The sequence below is a fragment of the Micromonospora sp. CNZ299 genome (genome assembly GCF_002754415.1).
On record NZ_PEFG01000001.1, the window covers coordinates 1,203,388 to 1,220,247 of the forward strand.

Here is a 16,860-nt window from a genome sequence, read left to right on the forward strand (position 1 = left end):
TTGAAGGAAAATCGTGCTACTCAGCGTCAACATCTTCGTCAGTCTCGACGGCGTCATGCAAGGACCCGGAACTCCCGACGAGGACCGCTCCGGCGGCTTCGACCGCGGCGGGTGGCTCGTTCCGCACGCCTCGACGCACACCAACGAAATCGTCGAGAGCTGGTTCCGTGAGGCCGACGCGTTCCTCTTCGGCCGCACCAGCTTCGGCCTGCTCGGCGGGTACTGGCCGAAGGTCACCGAACCTGACAACCTGATTGCCGCCAAGCTCAACACGCTGCCAAAGTATGTCGTCAGCTCTACGCTGACCGACGATGAAGCCGATTGGAACCCGACGACGGTCCTACGCGGTGACCCGGCCGACGAGGTACGCCGCCTCAAGGAGCTTCCCGGCAAGGAGCTCCAGGTTCACGGAAGCTGGAAACTCGTGCAGACGCTGCACCGGGCAGGACTCGTCGATGTCTACCGGCTACTTCAATACCCGGTCATCGTCGGCACAGGAAAGCGTCTGTTCCCGGACGGATCGACGCCCGCGACGTTCGCAACCGTCGACGAGAGCTCGCGCGTACTGCCCGGCGGCGTCGTCTCGCTGACCCTCGACCCCACGAGCCTCGGCGCGATCTCCGCAGGCGCGTACACGGTCGACGAAGGGCGCTCGGCGACGGTCCTCGACTGACAACGGTGCCCGACCGGCTTCGAGGGAGCGCGGAACGGTTGCTGGTTGCCGCACTCAACAGCACCGACTGAGAGGCCGTTCAAACCTGCTTGAGCCGAGAGTTGTTCGCCTTGAGGATCTCGTCCGCCAGGGCGGGGGAGGACCTGACGACCGCTCGCGAGACGACGAGCGCGCCGACCATCTGGCTGAACAGAGCAATGGCCTGCTCGCGGGCCTGTTCGGCATCCAGGTGAGTGCCGGACTGACTGGCGTTCTCAAGCACCATCTCTGTGATGACACTGAAGAAGCCCTCGAGCCCGTGCTGGTACTCGGATTGGGCCGCGACGCCTTCACGTCCGACGTCCGTGACCAACGCGGCGGACGCGCAGCCGATTTCGGGTTGGTCACGGTGCTCGACGGCCAGGTACTGGTCGAAGATGTGATCCAGGGCCGCCCGGGCCGAGCCGGGATGTTCTTCGCGGATGCCGGCCAGGTTGCCGAGGGAGCTGCCGAAGCCCTGCCGGATGACTTCCAGGGCGAGCTCATCCTTGGAGCCGAAGTGATTGTAGAAGCCGCCGTGCGTCATCTCGGCGGCCTTCATCAGCTCGGCGATGCCGATCCCGTTGACGCCGTGGGTCCGGAACCCCCGGCCTGCGGCCTCGATGATTTTGTCGTGGTTGAGCTTCTTCCGCTCCGGCGTGAGGCGGGGCACGTGAGTCTCCTTCCCGGGCGGGTGGCGCACCCGAGCCACTGCTGAACAGGGCCGACGCCACCCGAACCTTCGATGATACCCATCATCAATGACGCCCGTCACGTCGGCACCCACCTTGACAGGTAACGATGTCAACCATCATTATTCTTTTTGATGACGGTTGTCATCGTAAGAGGCCTCAAGGGGTCTCCGCAACGGACAGAGGTTGGGTATGGACGTGGGAACGATCGGGGCGGGTACCGTCGCGCAGGCCATCGCCAGCCACCTCGTGGCTGCGGGCCACCGCGTGATGCTGAGCAACAGCCGCGGGCCGGCGTCGCTGAACGAGGTCGTGGCCGCATTAGGGCCGCTGGCCAGCGCCGGAACGGTCGCCCAAGCCGCGGCAGCCGACATGGTGTTCCTCGCCGTCCGGTGGAGCGATGTACCGACTGCGCTGGCCGGTGTGCCCGCCTGGAAAGGGCGCATCCTGGTGGACGCCACCAATCACATCGTAGGTCAGACGCCCGCCGACCTCGCCGATCTCGGCGACGAGACCAGCAGCGAGATTGTCGCCCGCCACGCCCCCGGCGCGCGGGTGGTGAAGGCCTTCAGCACCTTGTATGGGCAGTACATCGCGGCTGATCCCCAGCACGCCGAGGGCCGTCAGCTCCTCTTCTGCGCCGGAGATGACACCGAGGCGAAAACGCTCGTCCAGCAGACGTTCGAAGCCGTCGGCTTCGCGCCGGTAGACGCGGGGCCGTTGCGCGAAGGCGGCCGTCTCATGCAGGTCGGAACGGGTCCGCTCTCTGCTCTGCACGCTCTCAAACAGGACTGACCCCCAACATCCGACAGGAGTATCCAGTGAAGGCACTGGCCTATGAGAAGGCCCACCCGCTCGAAGAGTTCGCCCTGAAGCTCACGGATACGGACGAACCGCAGATGCGTGAGAGCGATCTGCTGATCGAGGTTCGGGCCGTGGGCGTCAACCCGGGCGAGGCGTCCGTCCGAAAGCTGCGCAGTGCACCCCCGGGTGGGCGGGTCATCCTCGGCTGGGAGTTCGCCGGAGTGGTGGCCAGGACAGGATCGGCGACGCAGGGATTCGCCGTCGGCGACTGCGTCATGGGGACCGGAGACGTCACCCGGGACGGCTGCTGGGCCGAACGCCTGGCCGTTGACCACCGGGTCGTCGCCCGGATTCCGGATCAGCTCTCCTTCGCCGATGCCGCCTCCTTGCCGATCGGCGGCCTCACCGCCTCCGAAGCCTTGTTCCGGGACCAGGACGGCCTGCCCACTGGTGTCGAGAACGTCCTGGTGGTAGGCGGCGCCGGAGGCGTGGGTTCGCTGGCGACGCAACTGCTCAAGAGCAAGACCTCCGCCCTGGTGCTCAGCACGGCTTCCCGGCCTGACTCCCGCGAGTGGTGCACGGCCATGGGGGCCGACCTGGTGCTCGACCACACAGCGGACGTCGCCGGCCAGCTGCGGAACGCGGGCGTCGACCGGATCGATCTGGTGCTCTCCACCAAGGGAACCGCCGCCAACATCGGCTGGATCGCCGACGTCCTGCGGCCGTTCGGCCATGTGGCAACCACCGACCTCACCGGCACCACCGACATCGAGCCCCTGATCCAAAAATCCGTTTCCCTGCACGTGGAGATGGTTTTCAGCCGTGTCATCGCCGGCCACGACCTCCATCGCCAAGGTCAGATTCTTGCCGATCTGGCGGGCCAGGTACGTCCCATCGTGACGACGCACCTGCACGGTCTCACTGCGGATTCCATGCGGGAAGCTCACCGGCTGGCCGAAAGCGGACGCACCATCGGCAAAACCGTCATCAGCTTCTGAACACCCGACCGAACTACAGAAAAGGAATGGACACATGGAAAAGCTGCTCGTCACTGGAGCCACGGGAAATCTCGGCCGCCTGACCCTGCAACTCCTCCTTGAACGCCTGCCCGCCGAGCAACTGGCCGGGCTTTCCCGCAGCCCCGACCGGGCAGCCGATCTGACTGAGCGTGGTGTGGACATCCGCCAGGGCGACTACTTCGACCATGCCTCGCTCGTACGGGCCTTCGACGGCGTGGACAAGCTCCTGCTCGTTTCGGCGGTGGCCTTCACCGATCGAAACACCCAGCACTACAACGCCATCACGGCCGCGAAGCAGGCCGGTGTTAAGCATGTGATCTACACGGCGATCCAGCGCGACGAGGACCTCGGCATCAATCAGGTGGGCGTCACCGAGTCCGACGTCTTTACGGAGCAGACCCTGCGTGCCTCCGGACTGACCTACACCATCCTGCGTAACCCGATCTACCTCGACTATCTGGAGCAATACCTCGCGGCCGACGTGTACGAGAAGGGCCTGCGAGTTCCCCCCGGCGAGGGCACTATGGCGCCCGCGTTGCTGCGCGACCTCGCAGCAGGCAACGTGGCCGTGCTCACCCAGGCCGGCCACGAGAACAAGACCTACACGCTCAACGGCAGCCAAGCGGCGTCGTACCGGGACATCGCCGCCACATTGAGCGATATCCACGGCCAGCCGGTCCCCTACCTGCCCGTCCCGGTTGAAGAATTCCTCGAAAGTTACCTCCAGAAGGACGTTCCCGGCCCGGTCGCCGAGTTCCTGACGGCCTGGGTCGCAGGTGTCGGCCTCGGATCGTTCAGCAAGCACACCGACGATCTGGAGCGGCTGATCGGGTACCGGCCCACCGGCTACCGCGAATTCCTCGAGAAGAACTACCCCGCGGTTGGTCCGGGAACGACGAATGAGCCGGCGCGCAGCGCATGATCGCCCAGACCAGCTCGGAGCCTCGCCCCATACGAAAGCAGGCAATATAGCCGGTTGGCTATATTCCCCTGCTTAAGTGGTGCGCCCGAAGGGACTCGAACCCCTAACCTTCTGATCCGTAGTCAGATGCTCTATCCATTGAGCTACGGGCGCTCGTGCTCAGCCAGTGTACACACCTGACTTTCGCGCGGAGACTCCGGGATTCGAACCCGGGAGGGGCTTTAAGACCCCAACCGCATTAGCAGTGCGGCGCCATAGACCAGACTAGGCGAAGTCTCCCTGGTGGCCCGTAGACCACCGCGCCCGAGGATACAGGTCGCCACCCACCGGGAGCAAAACGACTTCCGGGGTGCGCCCACCGGGACCGCCCGCCCTCGTGTTTCACCGCTGTGCGGCGGCGTGATCGGGACTACGCTCCATCGATATGCAGGAGCAGCCGCCCAGCGAGCCGACCCGTCGAGAGCCTGCTGAAAGAGCGCGTCGGCGCTCCCCGCGGGCCACCTTCACGCCGCCGACTGCCGCCGAGCAGCCCGCCGAGACGGCGACGCCGCCGCCAGCCGCTCCGGCGAGCCAGCGCCCTCGCCGGGCGAAGCCCGCCCCGGCGGTGCTGTTCCAACCCCCGGATCCGGACCGGCCGCTGCCCCGACAGCCCAGGCGCGCCCCGACCAGCGACGCGGGCGCCGAGCAGCCACAGCCGGCGACCGGCGACGCGAACGGCGACCGACCAGCTCCCCCGAGCGTCGACGCGAGCACCAGCCAGCCAGACCCGGCGAACACCGAGCAGCCACGCCCGGCGACCCCCGACCAGCCACGCCCTGGGACCGACGACCACCCGAGCCCGCAGGCCGCCACGGCAGCCACCGACCCACCACGACAAGCAGCACGCGTCGAGCCGAAGGCCCGGACCACCCCCGTTCGCAAGGCCGCCCGGAAGAAGGCAGCCGAGACCACCGTCGAGGTGACCCCGACCACACCGGCGCCGCGCAAGCGCGCCGCCAGTCCCGCCAAACGCACGGCATCCCCCCGTAAGAGCACCACGCCGAGGAAGGCCGTCCCCGAGCCCGCAGCCGAGCAGCACACGCCGCTGGCATCTCCCGCCGAGCAGCAGGTCGAGCCCGCTGTGGCGCGTACCCCGGAATCGGAGCTGCGGGCGGTCGCAGCGCGCGTGCTCGACCACCCGGGCTTCGCGCCGGAGCTGTTGGCTCTGGCGGCCGTGCGGGCGCTCGGGCCCGGCGCGGCCGACTGGGCCGGGCGGTTGCGTGCCCGGTATCCGGACGCGCCGGCGGACGGCCTGGCCCGGTTGGCCACCCGGCGGTTCGTCCGCTCGGCGGGCGCGGGTGGGGCGACGGCGGCCCTGGCCGGGTTCTTCGCGCCGCTGGCCGAGCTGACATCGGTGCTGTGGACGCACGCCAACCTGGTGCTGCACCTGGCCGCGGCGTACGGCAGGGATCCGGCGCATCCCGACCGGGCCGTCGAGCTGCTGGTCCTCACCCAGGTGCACCCGGACGCGGCGAGCGCGGAGGCGGCCCTGGCTGCCGCGCAAGCGGCGGGCGACCCGGTCGAGGGGGCCTGGCCGCGGGCTGCGGAGGCCGCCTGGCGGCTGGCCGCCCCGCTCACGGCGCAGGCCGGTGGCTGGGTGGCGTTGCGGCTGGTGGCCCGGCTGCTGCCGGGCGCGGCGGTGCTGGCGGCGGCGCTGGGTGACGCGGCGGCGGCCGACCGGCTCGCGTCCCGAGCGGTGGCCGTCTACCGGCCCGACCGGCGCTGAATCGTCAGAGCCAGTCGAACCACTCCCGGGGCAGCAGCGCGTAGCCGACGAAGGCGACCACGTCGAGCAGGGTGTGCGCGATGATCAGCGGCATCACCCGCCGGGTGCGCAGGTAGAACAGGCTGAACACCACGCCCATCACCGCGTTGCCGACGAACGCGCCGAAGCCCTGGTAGAGGTGATACGAGCCGCGCAGCAGGGCGCTGGCCGCGATGATCGCGGCGAGCCGCCACTGGAGCTGGCGAAGCCTGGTGACCAGGTAGCCGACCACGATCACCTCCTCCAGCACGGCGTTCTGCACGGCCGCGAGGATCAGCACCGGGACCGTCCACCAGACCTGCGGGAGTGCCGCCGGCACCAGCGTGGCGTTGATGCCGAGTTGGGCCGCCACCCAGAACAGGGCCAGCCCGGGCAGGCCGATCAGCGCCGCCAGGCCGGCACCACGGGCCAGGTCCTGACCGGGCCGCCGCGCGTCCAGGCCGAGCGCCCGTGCCGGGTCGCCGGGGTCCCGGGTGAGCAGGTGTACGGCGAGCAGCACCGGAAGCAGCGCGAAGACGATGCCGAGCAACTGGTAGGTGAGGTCCAGCCAGGGTCGGCTCGACGCCGAGGTGTTCAGCGAGGCGGTCTGCTTGGAGAGCGGACCCTCGGCGGTCAGCTTCGCGATGATCGAGACCACCGCGTAGACCGCTGACTGGCCGAGGGAGAGGCCGAGGACCAGCAGCGTCTCGGTGCCCAGCAGTCGGCGGGACACCGGGCGGGTCAGCTCAACGGTCACCGCACCACTCTGCCCGACAGGCGGCACCCGGGGCACGACCGACCGGCCAGCATGAGCCGATCGCACATTCTGTGCGACCAGTCGACACTCTCCGTGGAGATTCTATGGGCGCCCGATCCGCTGCCGTCTGGAGAAGGAGCGCCCCGTGGACAACCTCGCGCGGTTGCTGAAGGAGAGCTGGACCCTGGTCGAGGACGACCGGGCCCGGCTGAGCGGGCACTTCTACGCCCGGTTGTTCCTGCTCGACCCCGCCCTGCGGCAACTCTTCCCGGTGCAGATGACCGGCCAGGGCGACCGCCTGCTGGAAGCGATCATCGCGGCCATCCACACGGTCGACGACCCGGAGAGCTTCGACGAGTTCCTCCGGGCGCTGGGCCGCGACCACCGCAAGTACCACGTCGATGACCGGCACTACGCGACGATGGGAGTCGCCTTGCTGGACGCGCTGCGCAGCACCGCCGGCGACGGCTGGAACCTGGAGTACGACCAGGCGTGGCGCGAGGCGTACGCCGCGATCGCCGCCCTGATGGTGGCCGGGGCGGCGGCCGACGACGGCCCGCCGTTCTGGCACGCCGAGGTGCTGACCCACCAGCGGTACGGCCCGGACACCGCCGTGCTGACCTGCCGGGCGTTGCAGCATCCGCTGCGCTGGAAGGCTGGCCAGTACGTGAGCCTGGAGGTGCCGCGCCACCACCCCCGGGTGTGGCGGAACTACTCGGTGGCGAACGCCCCGAACGACGACAACGTGCTGGAGTTCCACGTGCGGTCGCCGGGTGCCGGCTGGGTTTCCGGTGCGCTGGTGCGTCGGGTGCGACCGGGCGAGCTGCTCCGCCTCGCGGCGCCGATGGGGTCGATGACCCTGGACCGCTCCTCGGAACGGGACATCCTCTGCGTGGCCGGCGGGGTCGGCCTGGCGCCGATCAAGGCCCTGGTGGAGGAGCTGGCCAGCTACAACCGGACCCGCTGGGTGCACGTCTTCTACGGCGCCCGGCAGGCGGGGGACCTGTACGGCCTGGCCGGCTTGCAGGAGCTGGTGGCCGTACACCCGTGGTTGTCGGTCACCCCGGCGTGCAGTGAGGACCCGGACTTCGACGGTGAGCAGGGCGACATCGCGGACGTGGTGGCCCGCTACGGCCCGTGGACCACGCACGACTGCTTCGTCTCCGGCTCGGCCCGGATGGTCCGGTCCACCCTGCGGGTGCTCGCCGCGGACGACGTGCCGCCGCCGCAGATCCGCTACGACACCTTCGGTGACCTCTAGACGTTCCTCCCCCCACACCGGGGCGCGTGCCCCTGCCCCCTGGGGCACGCGCCCCGGTCCCTCGTTGGTCAGTAGCGCCAGGGGTGCCCGGTCTCGCGGTATTCCTCCACCGGCACCAACGGCACGCCGGGCGCCATCCGGTCGACGTAGAGCCGCCCCTCCAGGTGGTCGATCTCGTGGGCGACCAGCCGGGCCATGCCGAACTCGAACGAGGTGATGACCCGGCTGCCGTCCCACTGGGCGTGCTCCACGTCCAGTCGGAGCGGCCGGGGCACCAGACCCCGGAAGTCGAAGAAGGAGAGGCAGCCCTCGTACTGCTCGTCGGTGTCCGGGTCGGCGTCGACCACCCGGGGGTTGAGCAGCACGACCGGCTCCGCCGAGCGATCCGGCGGCCGGACCACGGCCACCGCCCGGTCGATGCCGAGCTGCGGGGCGGCCACCCCCACCCCCTTGCTGAACGGGTGCAGCTCGTCGAGCCGGGCCAGGGCCGTGACGAGCCGGTCGACCAGGTCCCGGGCAACCGGCTCCTCCACGGGCAGGTCGAACGGCCGGACGCGTCGGCGGAGCAGGTCGGCGCCGCGTTGCACGATGCCGAGCCCGCGCATCCGGTCGCTGGGCCGGACCCGGACGCCGCCGGGGCCGCTGTCGGGTTCGGTCTCCGGTCGGGCGCGGAAGCGCCACTGCATCCGGTAGCGGGCGTTCAGCGGCGGGTCGTCGGTCTGCCAGTCGTAGATCGCCCGGTCGCCCTCGTCGTGCCGTTGCGGGGCCGTCCGCAGCGGGCCCTCCTCCGCGGAGAGGGAGGTTTCCACGCCCCAGACCTGCGGGTCGAGCCTCACCGGCAGGTCCAGGCGTACGGCGAGCTGCCGGGTGGGCAGCCGGACGGCGCGTTGGAACCAGGGGCCCCACTTCTCGTGCCCGACGCTGTACGCGTACTCGATGGTGGCCCGGTCGCCCGGGTAGAGCGGGAAGCGCCGCTCCCCGTTCTCGAAGAGCAGCCAAATCTCCTTGAACGCGTCCCGATCGTGTTTGGCCCGCCAGTGCATCGGCTCCGGGTCGCCGCCGCCGTCGTCCCTGCGGGCCTGCAGTTGCAGCTCGGCGAACGTGAGCGGGTGCTCCCGGTGGTGCCGGTTGGAGCGGCCGGGGTCGTTCGGGTAGCGGTCGACGGCGACCCTGGCCAGGTAACGGGTGACGGGCTCGGTGCCGGCGTTGTACAGCTCGCGGTGGATCACGCACCGGTAGCCCTCATCGGTGTGGGTGAGGGAGGCGAGTTCGCGCTCCACGACGAGGCCGGTGCCCGGCGGCAGCCACTGACCGGGCAGGTACGGCTCCCGGTGTGGTTGACCGGCGCGGGCGTGCCGCAGGTCGTCGTACTCCCGGAAGCGCTGCCAGATCGCGCCGCTGGCCTCCAGGACGGCCTCGGCGCGGCGGGCGAAGTCCTCGGTCGGACGGTGCCGGCGCCCCTCGACGTGACTCACGTAGGACGGGTCGAACCCCATCAGGACGGCCAGTTGCTTCTTGGACAGCCCTCGCCCGGTCCGTTGCCGGGCGAGCTCGGCCGCGAAGGAGTCGGCAGCCCGTTCGAGGGGTGAGGTCGTCATCAGCTTCCTCGTGGCCGGGGCTATAAGTTTCACGTTCTGTGCGCGAGCACACACGCATCTGGCACCTTGCCGACACACTTCTTGACAATCCACCGACAAACGTCGATCCTCTGGCAGCGTTTCCCCGTGTTGACGCCGGGTAGTACGCGAGGCACGGAGCGCTGTTCCCGCCGGAAGATCGGCGTGACCTGGGCCTCCCGATTTGACCAAGGTGAGGCTTCCCTTAGACCAGAGGGCATGGTTAGGCTAGCCTTAGCTCAGGACGGCACTGGTCGTCCGCCGAGGTTCGCTCCTCGGTCACGCGGACGGGGGACCTCAGGTGACAGCGGTGCTGCCGAGGCGCGACGCCACCGCCACGCCACTCGCCCCCGTCACCGCGGCGCTCCGCGCCATGTTCGGCACCGACGATCTTCCCGGGCTCGCCCGGGGCCTGGTGGTCGAAGACGAGCTCGGCTGGTCGCCCGCCACCACCCTGATCGACGGCAGTCGGCTGCCAGAGCTGCTGAACGGGGCCGCCGTCCGCTGGGGCGGCACCCCGCACGCCTGCGCCGCGCTGGCCTGGAAGTCGTACAGCTACTGGACCGCACTGCCGGTCGTGCTCGGCTGGGCCTCCGCCCGGCGGGTGCCGCTGCTCGACCCGGCCGACGTGCTGATCCACTTCGAGGACCACCGGCAGCTGCTCACCATGGGCCTGCGCCGTGGCATCACCGTGGCGGTGCTGCCGAACGACCCGCTGGCGCTCGCCGGCCTGCCTGAGGTGCGGGTCGTCGCCGACGAGGCGGAGCTGCTGGGCGCACTGCGCGCCTCCCTGCTCGACGCCCACCTGGCACCGCTCATCACGGCGATCCAGTCAGAGGTGCGGGTGGGCACCCGGACGCTGCTCGGCTCGGTCGCCTCCGGCATCGCACACGGCATCCTGCGGGCCGCCGACAACCTGCCCGGCTCCACGGTGCAGAGCATCGACACCCTGCTCGGCGCACTCGACCTGGCCGATCTGATCGAGCTGGTGCCAGGGCCGACCGGCGAGCCGAGCGTGCAGCGGCGCACCTGCTGCCTCGCCTTCACCCTGCCGCGACCGAAGGTCTGCCAGGGCTGCTGCGTCCGCTAGTGGGATTCAGTCGGTCAACGGCCGTACGTCCCACACCCACGCACCGCCGGTGAAGACCGGCTGGATCCCGGTCAGCTCGGTCATCCCCCGACGCAGCGCGGCCTCGTGCTCCTGCGGCCCGAGGATGACCACGCCGGCCCGCCAGAACCGCAGGTCGTCGACCGCCTTGACCCGGGCCTGCGGGGTGATCGGCGGCACCGCCCCGGTGCGTCGGATGGTGGAGAAGAAGCTGCTGGTGGGGCGCGGCGTGGCACCGAACAGGGCGACCTTGGGAGGGTCGGCGTTCGGACGGGTGTCCGGGCCCAGGAAGTAGCCACGAGCCAGCGGCATGTCCAGCCGGGTCTCGGCGGACCAGCGCAGCGGCTCCGCGTAGGTGGTGTCCGGCAACGGCAGGGTCACCACACTGCGCCCACCGGTCACGTAGGGACGCCAGGCCCCACTGGTCACGAAGGTGGGCACCGGGTCCAGATGGGCCACGGGCAGCGGAGTGGGCACGATCGGCAACAGGGCCATCACGAACACCGTGGCGGTGACGAAGCGGATCTGCCCGCGGGCGGCCGGGTGCGAGCGGGCCAGCTCGTGGGCGCGTTGCGCACCGAAGGCGAGCAGCAGCCCGACGATCGGGGTGATCGCCAACGCCCACCGCGTCGGCACGACCGAGTGCAGGATGGGCAGGTTCTCCAGCGCCGCCCAGGGACCGGGCACACCCGTACCCCGGTTGTCGAAGCGGACCTCGCGGCCCAACGAGAGCACCGCGAAGAGCAACCCGAGCCCGGCCAGCGCGAGCACCACCACCGAGCGGCGCATCCACCACACCAGGGCGATCACCAGCACCACCAGCGCCCAACCGAAGAAGCTGTTCTCCTCGGTCGGGTTCTTGGCCAGACCGGCGGCGGTGCGCGGGCTGCCGGCGAGTGACTCCCGGGAGTACGCGACGAACGAGGCGAGGTCGCTGGAGTAGCCACGGATCAGACGGGACAACCCGGAGTACGCGCCCGGCCCGAAGAACTGCACGTAGAGCGGGTACGCGAGCAGCAGCCCGGCGACCCCGGCGGCGACGGCAAGACCGGCGAGGAAGGGCCGGATCCGCGATCGCAGCTCCGGGCGGCCCAGGGCGAGCACGCCGACGACCACGCCGAGCCCGATCGCGGTCATCAGCAGGATCTCCAGGTTGAGGAAGGCCTGCCAGACGATCACGAGCGCGAGGAGGACCCCGTTGCGCAGCCAACGGCCCGGTTCACCGAGTCGCAGCGTGCGCCAGATGATCAATGGCACGACGAACTGCGACACGATGTTCGGGTGCCCGTTGGCGTGCGACACCATGGCGGGCGCGTACGCGCAGAAGCCGGCGCCCAGCCACGCGGGCCCCCGGGTGCCGATCAGGACCCGGGAGAGCAGGAAGTACCAGGCTGTGGCGGTGGCAATCATGCCGAGGGTGAGAAAGACCAGGAATGCCGCCCGAGGCCCGAACAGCAGAGTGATCGGGGTCAACGGCAATGAAATGGATAATACGGACGTATTAGCCATCAGATTCACGCCGTCCGGGACGTTCATCTGGTCGGAATGGAATGGATATGCAAAATGCGTCACGACTCGCGCACCGTGCGCCATCATCCATTCGAACTGCGACTGATCTGACTGGTTGTCCCGCACATCACTGCCCGGGTCCAACCAGAGCCGACCGGTGACCCAGAAGCCGAGCACCACGAAGCTCAGCACGGCGGCCAGATCGGCCCACTTCCCGCTGCGGGAGGGCCGAGCATCACCAGAGGCCCTCTGCGCCGACGACGCGGCGGCCGGACCGTCGCTGGGCACGTCCGGTTCGGGAGTAGTCATGACAATTCATAGGGTAGCCAGGGCCTGGCGCTGCCGTGACATGTTTCGGGGTACTGCCGTACTATGTGCCGGGTTCGCCGACCGCCGATCACGAACCCACCCCCCGACCACAATTCGGCCACCCCCGATGCCCCGATTCTTCTGCCGTCCCAGCGGATGATTCACTCTGTCGGTCCAGGCACGGGTCGAGTTCATATCGTGAGGAATCGACGCATGGCAGAAATCACTGGGGATCAGCGCGTGCAGTCCGAGGTCCTGGAAGGCCTGGCCACCGCTGTCAACCACCGTCGCTGGTTCATCGAACTGGCCGTGCCGTACCTCGGCGACGACCCGATCGAGATCGGCAGCGGCCTCGGTGACTATGCCCTGGAATGGTCGCAGCGGCTGCCCCGGTTCACCGCCACCGAGGCCGACCCGGACCGGCTGCTGCAGCTCAAGGAGCGCCTCGCCGAGCGGCCGAACATCGACGTCCGGCAGATGCTGCTGCCGCACGAGGACGGGGGCGACTACAGCTCCGCGGTCTCGTACAACGTCCTGGAGCACATCGAGGACCACGTGGGGGCGCTGCGCAGCATGCGCGACCTGGTCCGACCCGGCGGCGCCGTGATCATCATCGTGCCGGCATTCCAGTTCGCGATGGGGCCGGCCGACATCGCCACCGGGCACGTCCGCCGCTACACGAAGAAGACGCTCCAGGCGGCGATGACCGAGGCCGGACTGACCGTCGAGAAGATCCACTACGCCAACGCGCTGGGTCTGATCGGTTACTTCATGGCCACCAAGGTCTTCCGGCTGATGCCAAAGGAGGGCCCGATGGTGAAGGTGTACGACACCGTCGTCCTGCCCGCCACCAAGGCCGCCGAGCAGCTCGTCCGGCCCCCGTTCGGGCAGTCCGTCTTCGCGGTGGCCCGCGTTCCGTCCTGACCCGCCACCCCCGGCGATCTTGCACTCTGTTTCGCCATCACGTGCAAGATCGCGGGGTACGGATCACTCCTTGATCTGGTACGTCGGGCGGATCACCGCTCGGGCCAGGGTGTGGAACGTGAGGTTGAAGCCGACGTAGGCGGGCGTGGCGTCCGGGGTCAGGTCCAGCCGGTCGACGTCCACGGCGTGCACCGCGAAGACGTACCGGTGCGGGCGGTCACCGGCCGGCGGAGCCGCACCGCCATAGCCCTGCTGGCCGTAGTCGTTGCGGACCGAGAACGCCCCGCCGAGGTCGGTGCCCGCCGCGCCGCCGGCGCCGCTGGGCAACTGCGTTACGTCGACCGGCACGTTCACCAGCACCCAGTGCCAGAAACCGCTGCCGGTCGGCGCGTCGGGGTCGTAGCAGGTCACCGCGAAACTCTTCGTCTCGGCGGGGAAATCCGACCAGGTCAGCTGCGGCGAGACGTTGTCACCCCCGGTGCTGTCATGCGCGTGCCGGGCGTCCATCGGCTCGCCGTTCTGCACGTCGTCACTCGTCAGCGTGAACGAGGGCAGCCTCGGCAGCAGCTCGTACGGGTCCGGGGCAATCGGTCGTTCCAGGGTCATCGGGACGCGTCCTTCCGGTGTGCGGAGTTACCAGCCCCTTCTTACCCCGCCGCAGCCCCTCCAACGACCGGAAGTACGCGCTCACCGAGGGTGGTTTGCCAGAGCTACCGTTGAGGTCGGGCAACGTTCCTCAGGGGGACACCGTGGCCGGCATCTGGCGGGACTTCGTGGCAGCGGTCTTCACCGCGTTCCGCCGCCGGGACGAGCAGGCCATCGCCGAGGAACGCCGACGCGCGGTGGAGCGACTGGCCGAGGAGACGATCCGCGAGGCCCGACGGCCCACAAACCCGCCGGAGTGACCGGGACACCGGGTGCCGGACTACCACCGGGCAACCGGTGAAGATGACCTGATGGGGCGGATCCTCCGGTCGCGGCCGGTGGCGACCGCGGAGACACACCGAACCACCCTGTTCGAGATCTTCTTCGATCTGGTGTTCGTCTTCGGGCTCATCCGGGTCACCACGTTCATGAGCGAGCGGCCGTCGCCGGTGGCCCTCACGCAGGGATTTCTCGTACTCCTGCTGCTGTGGATCTCCTGGGTGGTCTACTCCTGGTTGGGCAACCACGTCCGCATCGACCTCGGGTTGATCCGTGCCGGTGTGACGGTCTCGATGGCGGCGGTCTTCCTCGTCGCCCTGGTCATCCCCGACGCCTGGGCGACCGGGCCGGGCACGATGAGCCAACGACTGATCCTGGTGCTGGCCTACGTCACACTTCGGGTTATCGCTCTCGCCCTCTTCCACTGGGCTGCGGCGGGCAACCGACAGCTGCGCAGGACCATCCGTGTCTATGCCCTCTCGACCGTGCTGTCCTGGATCCCCTTCGTCCTCGGCGCCGTGTTCGGCGGCACCGCACAGCTCCTGCTCTGGGCGGCGGCCCTCACGATCGACCTGGGCGGCGGGGTGGTGTCTTCGGTGCTGAGCGGGTGGCCGGTACGCAGTCCCGGCCACTTCGCGGAGCGCCACAGTCTCCTGGTCATCATTGCGCTCGGCGAGTCCCTGATCTCGGTCGGCGCCGGCGTCGGGGTACAGCGGATTCGTGGACCGATCCTGTTGGCCGCGATCCTCACGCTGGCCGTCACGGTGTGCCTGTACTGGCTGTACTCCTCCACCGCGATCGCCGCTGGCCAAGCCTTGACGATGGAGTCCGGGTTACAACGGGCCCACGTCGGCGCCAACGCCTACACCCTCGCCCACTTCCCGCTGCTCGCCGGGACCATCTACGTGGCGCTGGGAGTCGAGCAGGTCCTCGCCGGTCTGGCGCACGACGAGTCCCACGGCGCCTCGGAGTGGATGCCAGCGATCGCGCTGTTCGGTGGGACCGCCCTGTTCCTCGCGGGCCGGGCGACGTTTCTGGGCCTCAGCGTCCGCTGCGTACGACCGAGGCAGTTCGTCGCTCCCGTCGCGGCGCTGCTGGTACTTCCCGCCGGCCGCTATCTGCCCGGCCTGGCCGCTCTCGGCCTGCTCACCGCGCTCCTCGTCGCGCTTCTCAGCTACGAGGCGTGGACCAGGCGTGGTGCCGCTGGCAACGACTGACCAGCACTCGACTTTCAGGAAAGCGAGGCATCCGGGCAGCCCGGACACCCCGATTTCATGGAAACCGAGTCGATCAGCGATCGCGAGCGTCGTGGCGGAGGGTGTGGGATTCGAACCCACGAAGACATCGCTGCCTTACCGGTTTTCAAGACCAGCGCCATCGGCCACTAGGCGAACCCTCCTGGGCCGCCACCCGCAGGCGTACGGCCACGCATAGTCTGCCACGGCTCCCGTCGGGCGGCCCGGCGTCCCTCCCCGAATGCGCCGGCCAGGCGGTCCGCCGCGTCCACAGTGGGCTGGAGGGTGCACCTGCGGTGCCGGGCGAGATCGGGTAAGACTGACTCCATGAAGGCGATCACCATCCCGCAGCCCGGTGGACCCGAAGCGCTGGTCTGGGCCGAGGTGCCCGACCCGGAGCCGGGCCCCGGCGAGGTGATCGTGGATGTGCGGGCCAGCGGGGTCAACCGCGCTGACCTGCTGCAACGGCAGGGGCACTATCCACCACCGCCGGGCGCGTCCGCGTACCCCGGGTTGGAATGCTCTGGGGTGATCACCGAGGTCGGTTCGGAGGTCGCCGGGTGGGCGGTCGGGCAGCAGGTCTGCGCGCTGCTGTCCGGCGGCGGGTACGCCGAGCGGGTCGCGGTCCCCGCCGGGCAGTTGCTGCCGGTGCCGGCCTGCGACTCGGTGGACGCCGCAGGGCTGCCCGAGGTGGCCTGCACGGTCTGGTCGAACCTGGTCCAGGTGGGTCGGCTCAGCGCGGGCGACACGCTGCTGGTGCACGGCGGGGGCAGTGGGATCGGCACCTTCGCGGTCCAGCTCGGGGCGGCCCTCGGCGCGACCGTCGTGACCACCGCCCGGGCGGCCAAGCACTCCCGACTGCGTGAGCTGGGCGCGTCGCACCCGATCGACTACCGCGAGCAGGACTTCGTGGAGGAGGTCCGGCGGGTCACCGACGGTCGCGGCGCGGACGTGATCCTGGACATCATGGGCGCGTCCTACCTGGGCCGGAACGTCTCCGCGCTGGCGACCGGCGGTCGGCTGGTGGTGATCGGCATGCAGGGTGGGCGCAAGGCTGAGCTGGATCTCGGCGCACTGCTGACGAAGCGGGCGACCGTCGCCGCGACCTCCCTACGGTCTCGGCCGATCGCGGAGAAGGCGGAGATCGTCCAGGGCGTACGGGACGAGGTGTGGCCGTTGATCGAGGCGGGCCGGGTCCGGCCGGTGGTGGACCGGCGGCTGCCGATGACCGAGGCGGCCGAGGCGCACCGGCTCGTCGAGTCGAACGATCACTTCGGCAAGGTCCTGCTCACCCTCGGGTGAGCAG

Annotated in this window: 16 protein-coding genes and 3 tRNA genes; 11 read left to right on the top strand and 8 right to left on the bottom strand. The window is 69.6% G+C overall.

Going from position 1 to position 16,860, the window contains the following annotated elements:
* The first annotated feature begins 13 nt into the window (after window positions 1–13).
* A complete protein-coding gene (locus CLT68_RS05715; RefSeq protein WP_099849324.1) occupies window positions 14–673 on the top strand; it encodes a dihydrofolate reductase family protein in 660 nt (219 codons plus the stop codon).
* A gap of 79 nt (window positions 674–752) precedes the next feature.
* Here the strand turns inward: CLT68_RS05715 and CLT68_RS05720 are convergent, their stop codons facing one another.
* The gene (locus CLT68_RS05720; protein WP_099849325.1) at window positions 753–1,364 is read right to left on the bottom strand and encodes a TetR/AcrR family transcriptional regulator; all 612 of its coding nucleotides are present in this window, start codon (window positions 1,362–1,364) and stop codon (window positions 753–755) included.
* Window positions 1,365–1,575: 211 nt separating this feature from the next.
* Between CLT68_RS05720 and CLT68_RS05725 the strand changes: the two genes are divergently transcribed.
* Genes CLT68_RS05725 through CLT68_RS05735 form a run of 3 tightly spaced genes read left to right on the top strand, consistent with a single transcriptional unit; the run spans window position 1,576 to window position 4,128 of the window.
* A complete protein-coding gene (locus CLT68_RS05725; RefSeq protein WP_099849327.1) occupies window positions 1,576–2,178 on the top strand; it encodes an NAD(P)-binding domain-containing protein in 603 nt (200 codons plus the stop codon).
* Between the two features lie 26 nt (window positions 2,179–2,204).
* Complete coding sequence (locus CLT68_RS05730) at window positions 2,205–3,185, top strand: alcohol dehydrogenase catalytic domain-containing protein (RefSeq protein ID WP_099849328.1); 981 nt, start codon at window positions 2,205–2,207, stop codon at window positions 3,183–3,185.
* 34 nt (window positions 3,186–3,219) lie between these two features.
* Window positions 3,220–4,128, top strand: a complete 909-nt coding sequence (locus tag CLT68_RS05735; protein WP_099849330.1) for an NmrA family NAD(P)-binding protein — start codon at window positions 3,220–3,222, stop codon at window positions 4,126–4,128.
* A 77-nt stretch (window positions 4,129–4,205) separates the two neighbouring features.
* On the opposite strand, the gene CLT68_RS05740 is transcribed toward CLT68_RS05735, so the two are convergent.
* Together CLT68_RS05740 and CLT68_RS05745 are read right to left on the bottom strand one after the other, a co-directional pair.
* Window positions 4,206–4,281 (bottom strand) — tRNA-Arg (locus CLT68_RS05740).
* A 35-nt stretch (window positions 4,282–4,316) separates the two neighbouring features.
* Window positions 4,317–4,407: transfer RNA gene (locus tag CLT68_RS05745), tRNA-Ser, on the bottom strand.
* A gap of 145 nt (window positions 4,408–4,552) precedes the next feature.
* Here CLT68_RS05745 and CLT68_RS33665 point away from each other — a divergent pair.
* Window positions 4,553–5,893, top strand: a complete 1,341-nt coding sequence (locus tag CLT68_RS33665; protein ID WP_486482085.1) for a hypothetical protein — start codon at window positions 4,553–4,555, stop codon at window positions 5,891–5,893.
* A 4-nt stretch (window positions 5,894–5,897) separates the two neighbouring features.
* Here the strand turns inward: CLT68_RS33665 and CLT68_RS05755 are convergent, their stop codons facing one another.
* The gene (locus tag CLT68_RS05755) at window positions 5,898–6,668 is read right to left on the bottom strand and encodes a CPBP family intramembrane glutamic endopeptidase (RefSeq protein ID WP_088950679.1); all 771 of its coding nucleotides are present in this window, start codon (window positions 6,666–6,668) and stop codon (window positions 5,898–5,900) included.
* 145 nt (window positions 6,669–6,813) lie between these two features.
* Here CLT68_RS05755 and CLT68_RS05760 point away from each other — a divergent pair, with 145 nt between their 5' ends.
* Window positions 6,814–7,929, top strand: a complete 1,116-nt coding sequence (locus tag CLT68_RS05760) for a globin domain-containing protein (protein WP_099849332.1) — start codon at window positions 6,814–6,816, stop codon at window positions 7,927–7,929.
* Between the two features lie 68 nt (window positions 7,930–7,997).
* Here the strand turns inward: CLT68_RS05760 and CLT68_RS05765 are convergent, their stop codons facing one another.
* Window positions 7,998–9,527, bottom strand: coding sequence for a peptide deformylase (locus CLT68_RS05765; RefSeq protein ID WP_099849334.1), 1,530 nt, complete (start codon window positions 9,525–9,527; stop codon window positions 7,998–8,000).
* 331 nt (window positions 9,528–9,858) lie between these two features.
* On the opposite strand from CLT68_RS05765, the gene CLT68_RS05770 reads away from it, so the two are divergent.
* The gene (locus CLT68_RS05770) at window positions 9,859–10,635 is read left to right on the top strand and encodes a hypothetical protein (protein ID WP_099856829.1); all 777 of its coding nucleotides are present in this window, start codon (window positions 9,859–9,861) and stop codon (window positions 10,633–10,635) included.
* A 6-nt stretch (window positions 10,636–10,641) separates the two neighbouring features.
* On the opposite strand, the gene CLT68_RS05775 is transcribed toward CLT68_RS05770, so the two are convergent.
* Window positions 10,642–12,471 carry a DUF6311 domain-containing protein gene (locus tag CLT68_RS05775; protein WP_486482086.1) on the bottom strand — a complete coding sequence of 610 codons (1,830 nt, stop codon included), beginning with the start codon at window positions 12,469–12,471 and terminating at the stop codon, window positions 10,642–10,644.
* Between the two features lie 213 nt (window positions 12,472–12,684).
* Here CLT68_RS05775 and CLT68_RS05780 point away from each other — a divergent pair, with 213 nt between their 5' ends.
* A complete protein-coding gene (locus CLT68_RS05780) occupies window positions 12,685–13,395 on the top strand; it encodes a class I SAM-dependent methyltransferase (RefSeq protein ID WP_088950682.1) in 711 nt (236 codons plus the stop codon).
* A gap of 63 nt (window positions 13,396–13,458) precedes the next feature.
* Here the strand turns inward: CLT68_RS05780 and CLT68_RS05785 are convergent, their stop codons facing one another.
* On the bottom strand, window positions 13,459–14,001 hold the full coding sequence (locus CLT68_RS05785; RefSeq protein ID WP_099849336.1) for a YbhB/YbcL family Raf kinase inhibitor-like protein: 543 nt from the start codon (window positions 13,999–14,001) through the stop codon (window positions 13,459–13,461).
* 143 nt (window positions 14,002–14,144) lie between these two features.
* Between CLT68_RS05785 and CLT68_RS32800 the strand changes: the two genes are divergently transcribed.
* Window positions 14,145–14,300, top strand: coding sequence for a hypothetical protein (locus CLT68_RS32800; protein WP_158240864.1), 156 nt, complete (start codon window positions 14,145–14,147; stop codon window positions 14,298–14,300).
* A gap of 51 nt (window positions 14,301–14,351) precedes the next feature.
* Window positions 14,352–15,536 (top strand): low temperature requirement protein A, encoded by a 1,185-nt coding sequence (locus tag CLT68_RS05790; protein ID WP_099849337.1) that lies wholly within the window; start codon window positions 14,352–14,354, stop codon window positions 15,534–15,536.
* A gap of 92 nt (window positions 15,537–15,628) precedes the next feature.
* On the opposite strand, the gene CLT68_RS05795 is transcribed toward CLT68_RS05790, so the two are convergent.
* Window positions 15,629–15,718: transfer RNA gene (locus tag CLT68_RS05795), tRNA-Ser, on the bottom strand.
* A 163-nt stretch (window positions 15,719–15,881) separates the two neighbouring features.
* Here CLT68_RS05795 and CLT68_RS05800 point away from each other — a divergent pair.
* The gene (locus CLT68_RS05800) at window positions 15,882–16,856 is read left to right on the top strand and encodes an NAD(P)H-quinone oxidoreductase (RefSeq protein ID WP_099849339.1); all 975 of its coding nucleotides are present in this window, start codon (window positions 15,882–15,884) and stop codon (window positions 16,854–16,856) included.
* The last annotated feature ends 4 nt before the right edge of the window (window positions 16,857–16,860 follow it).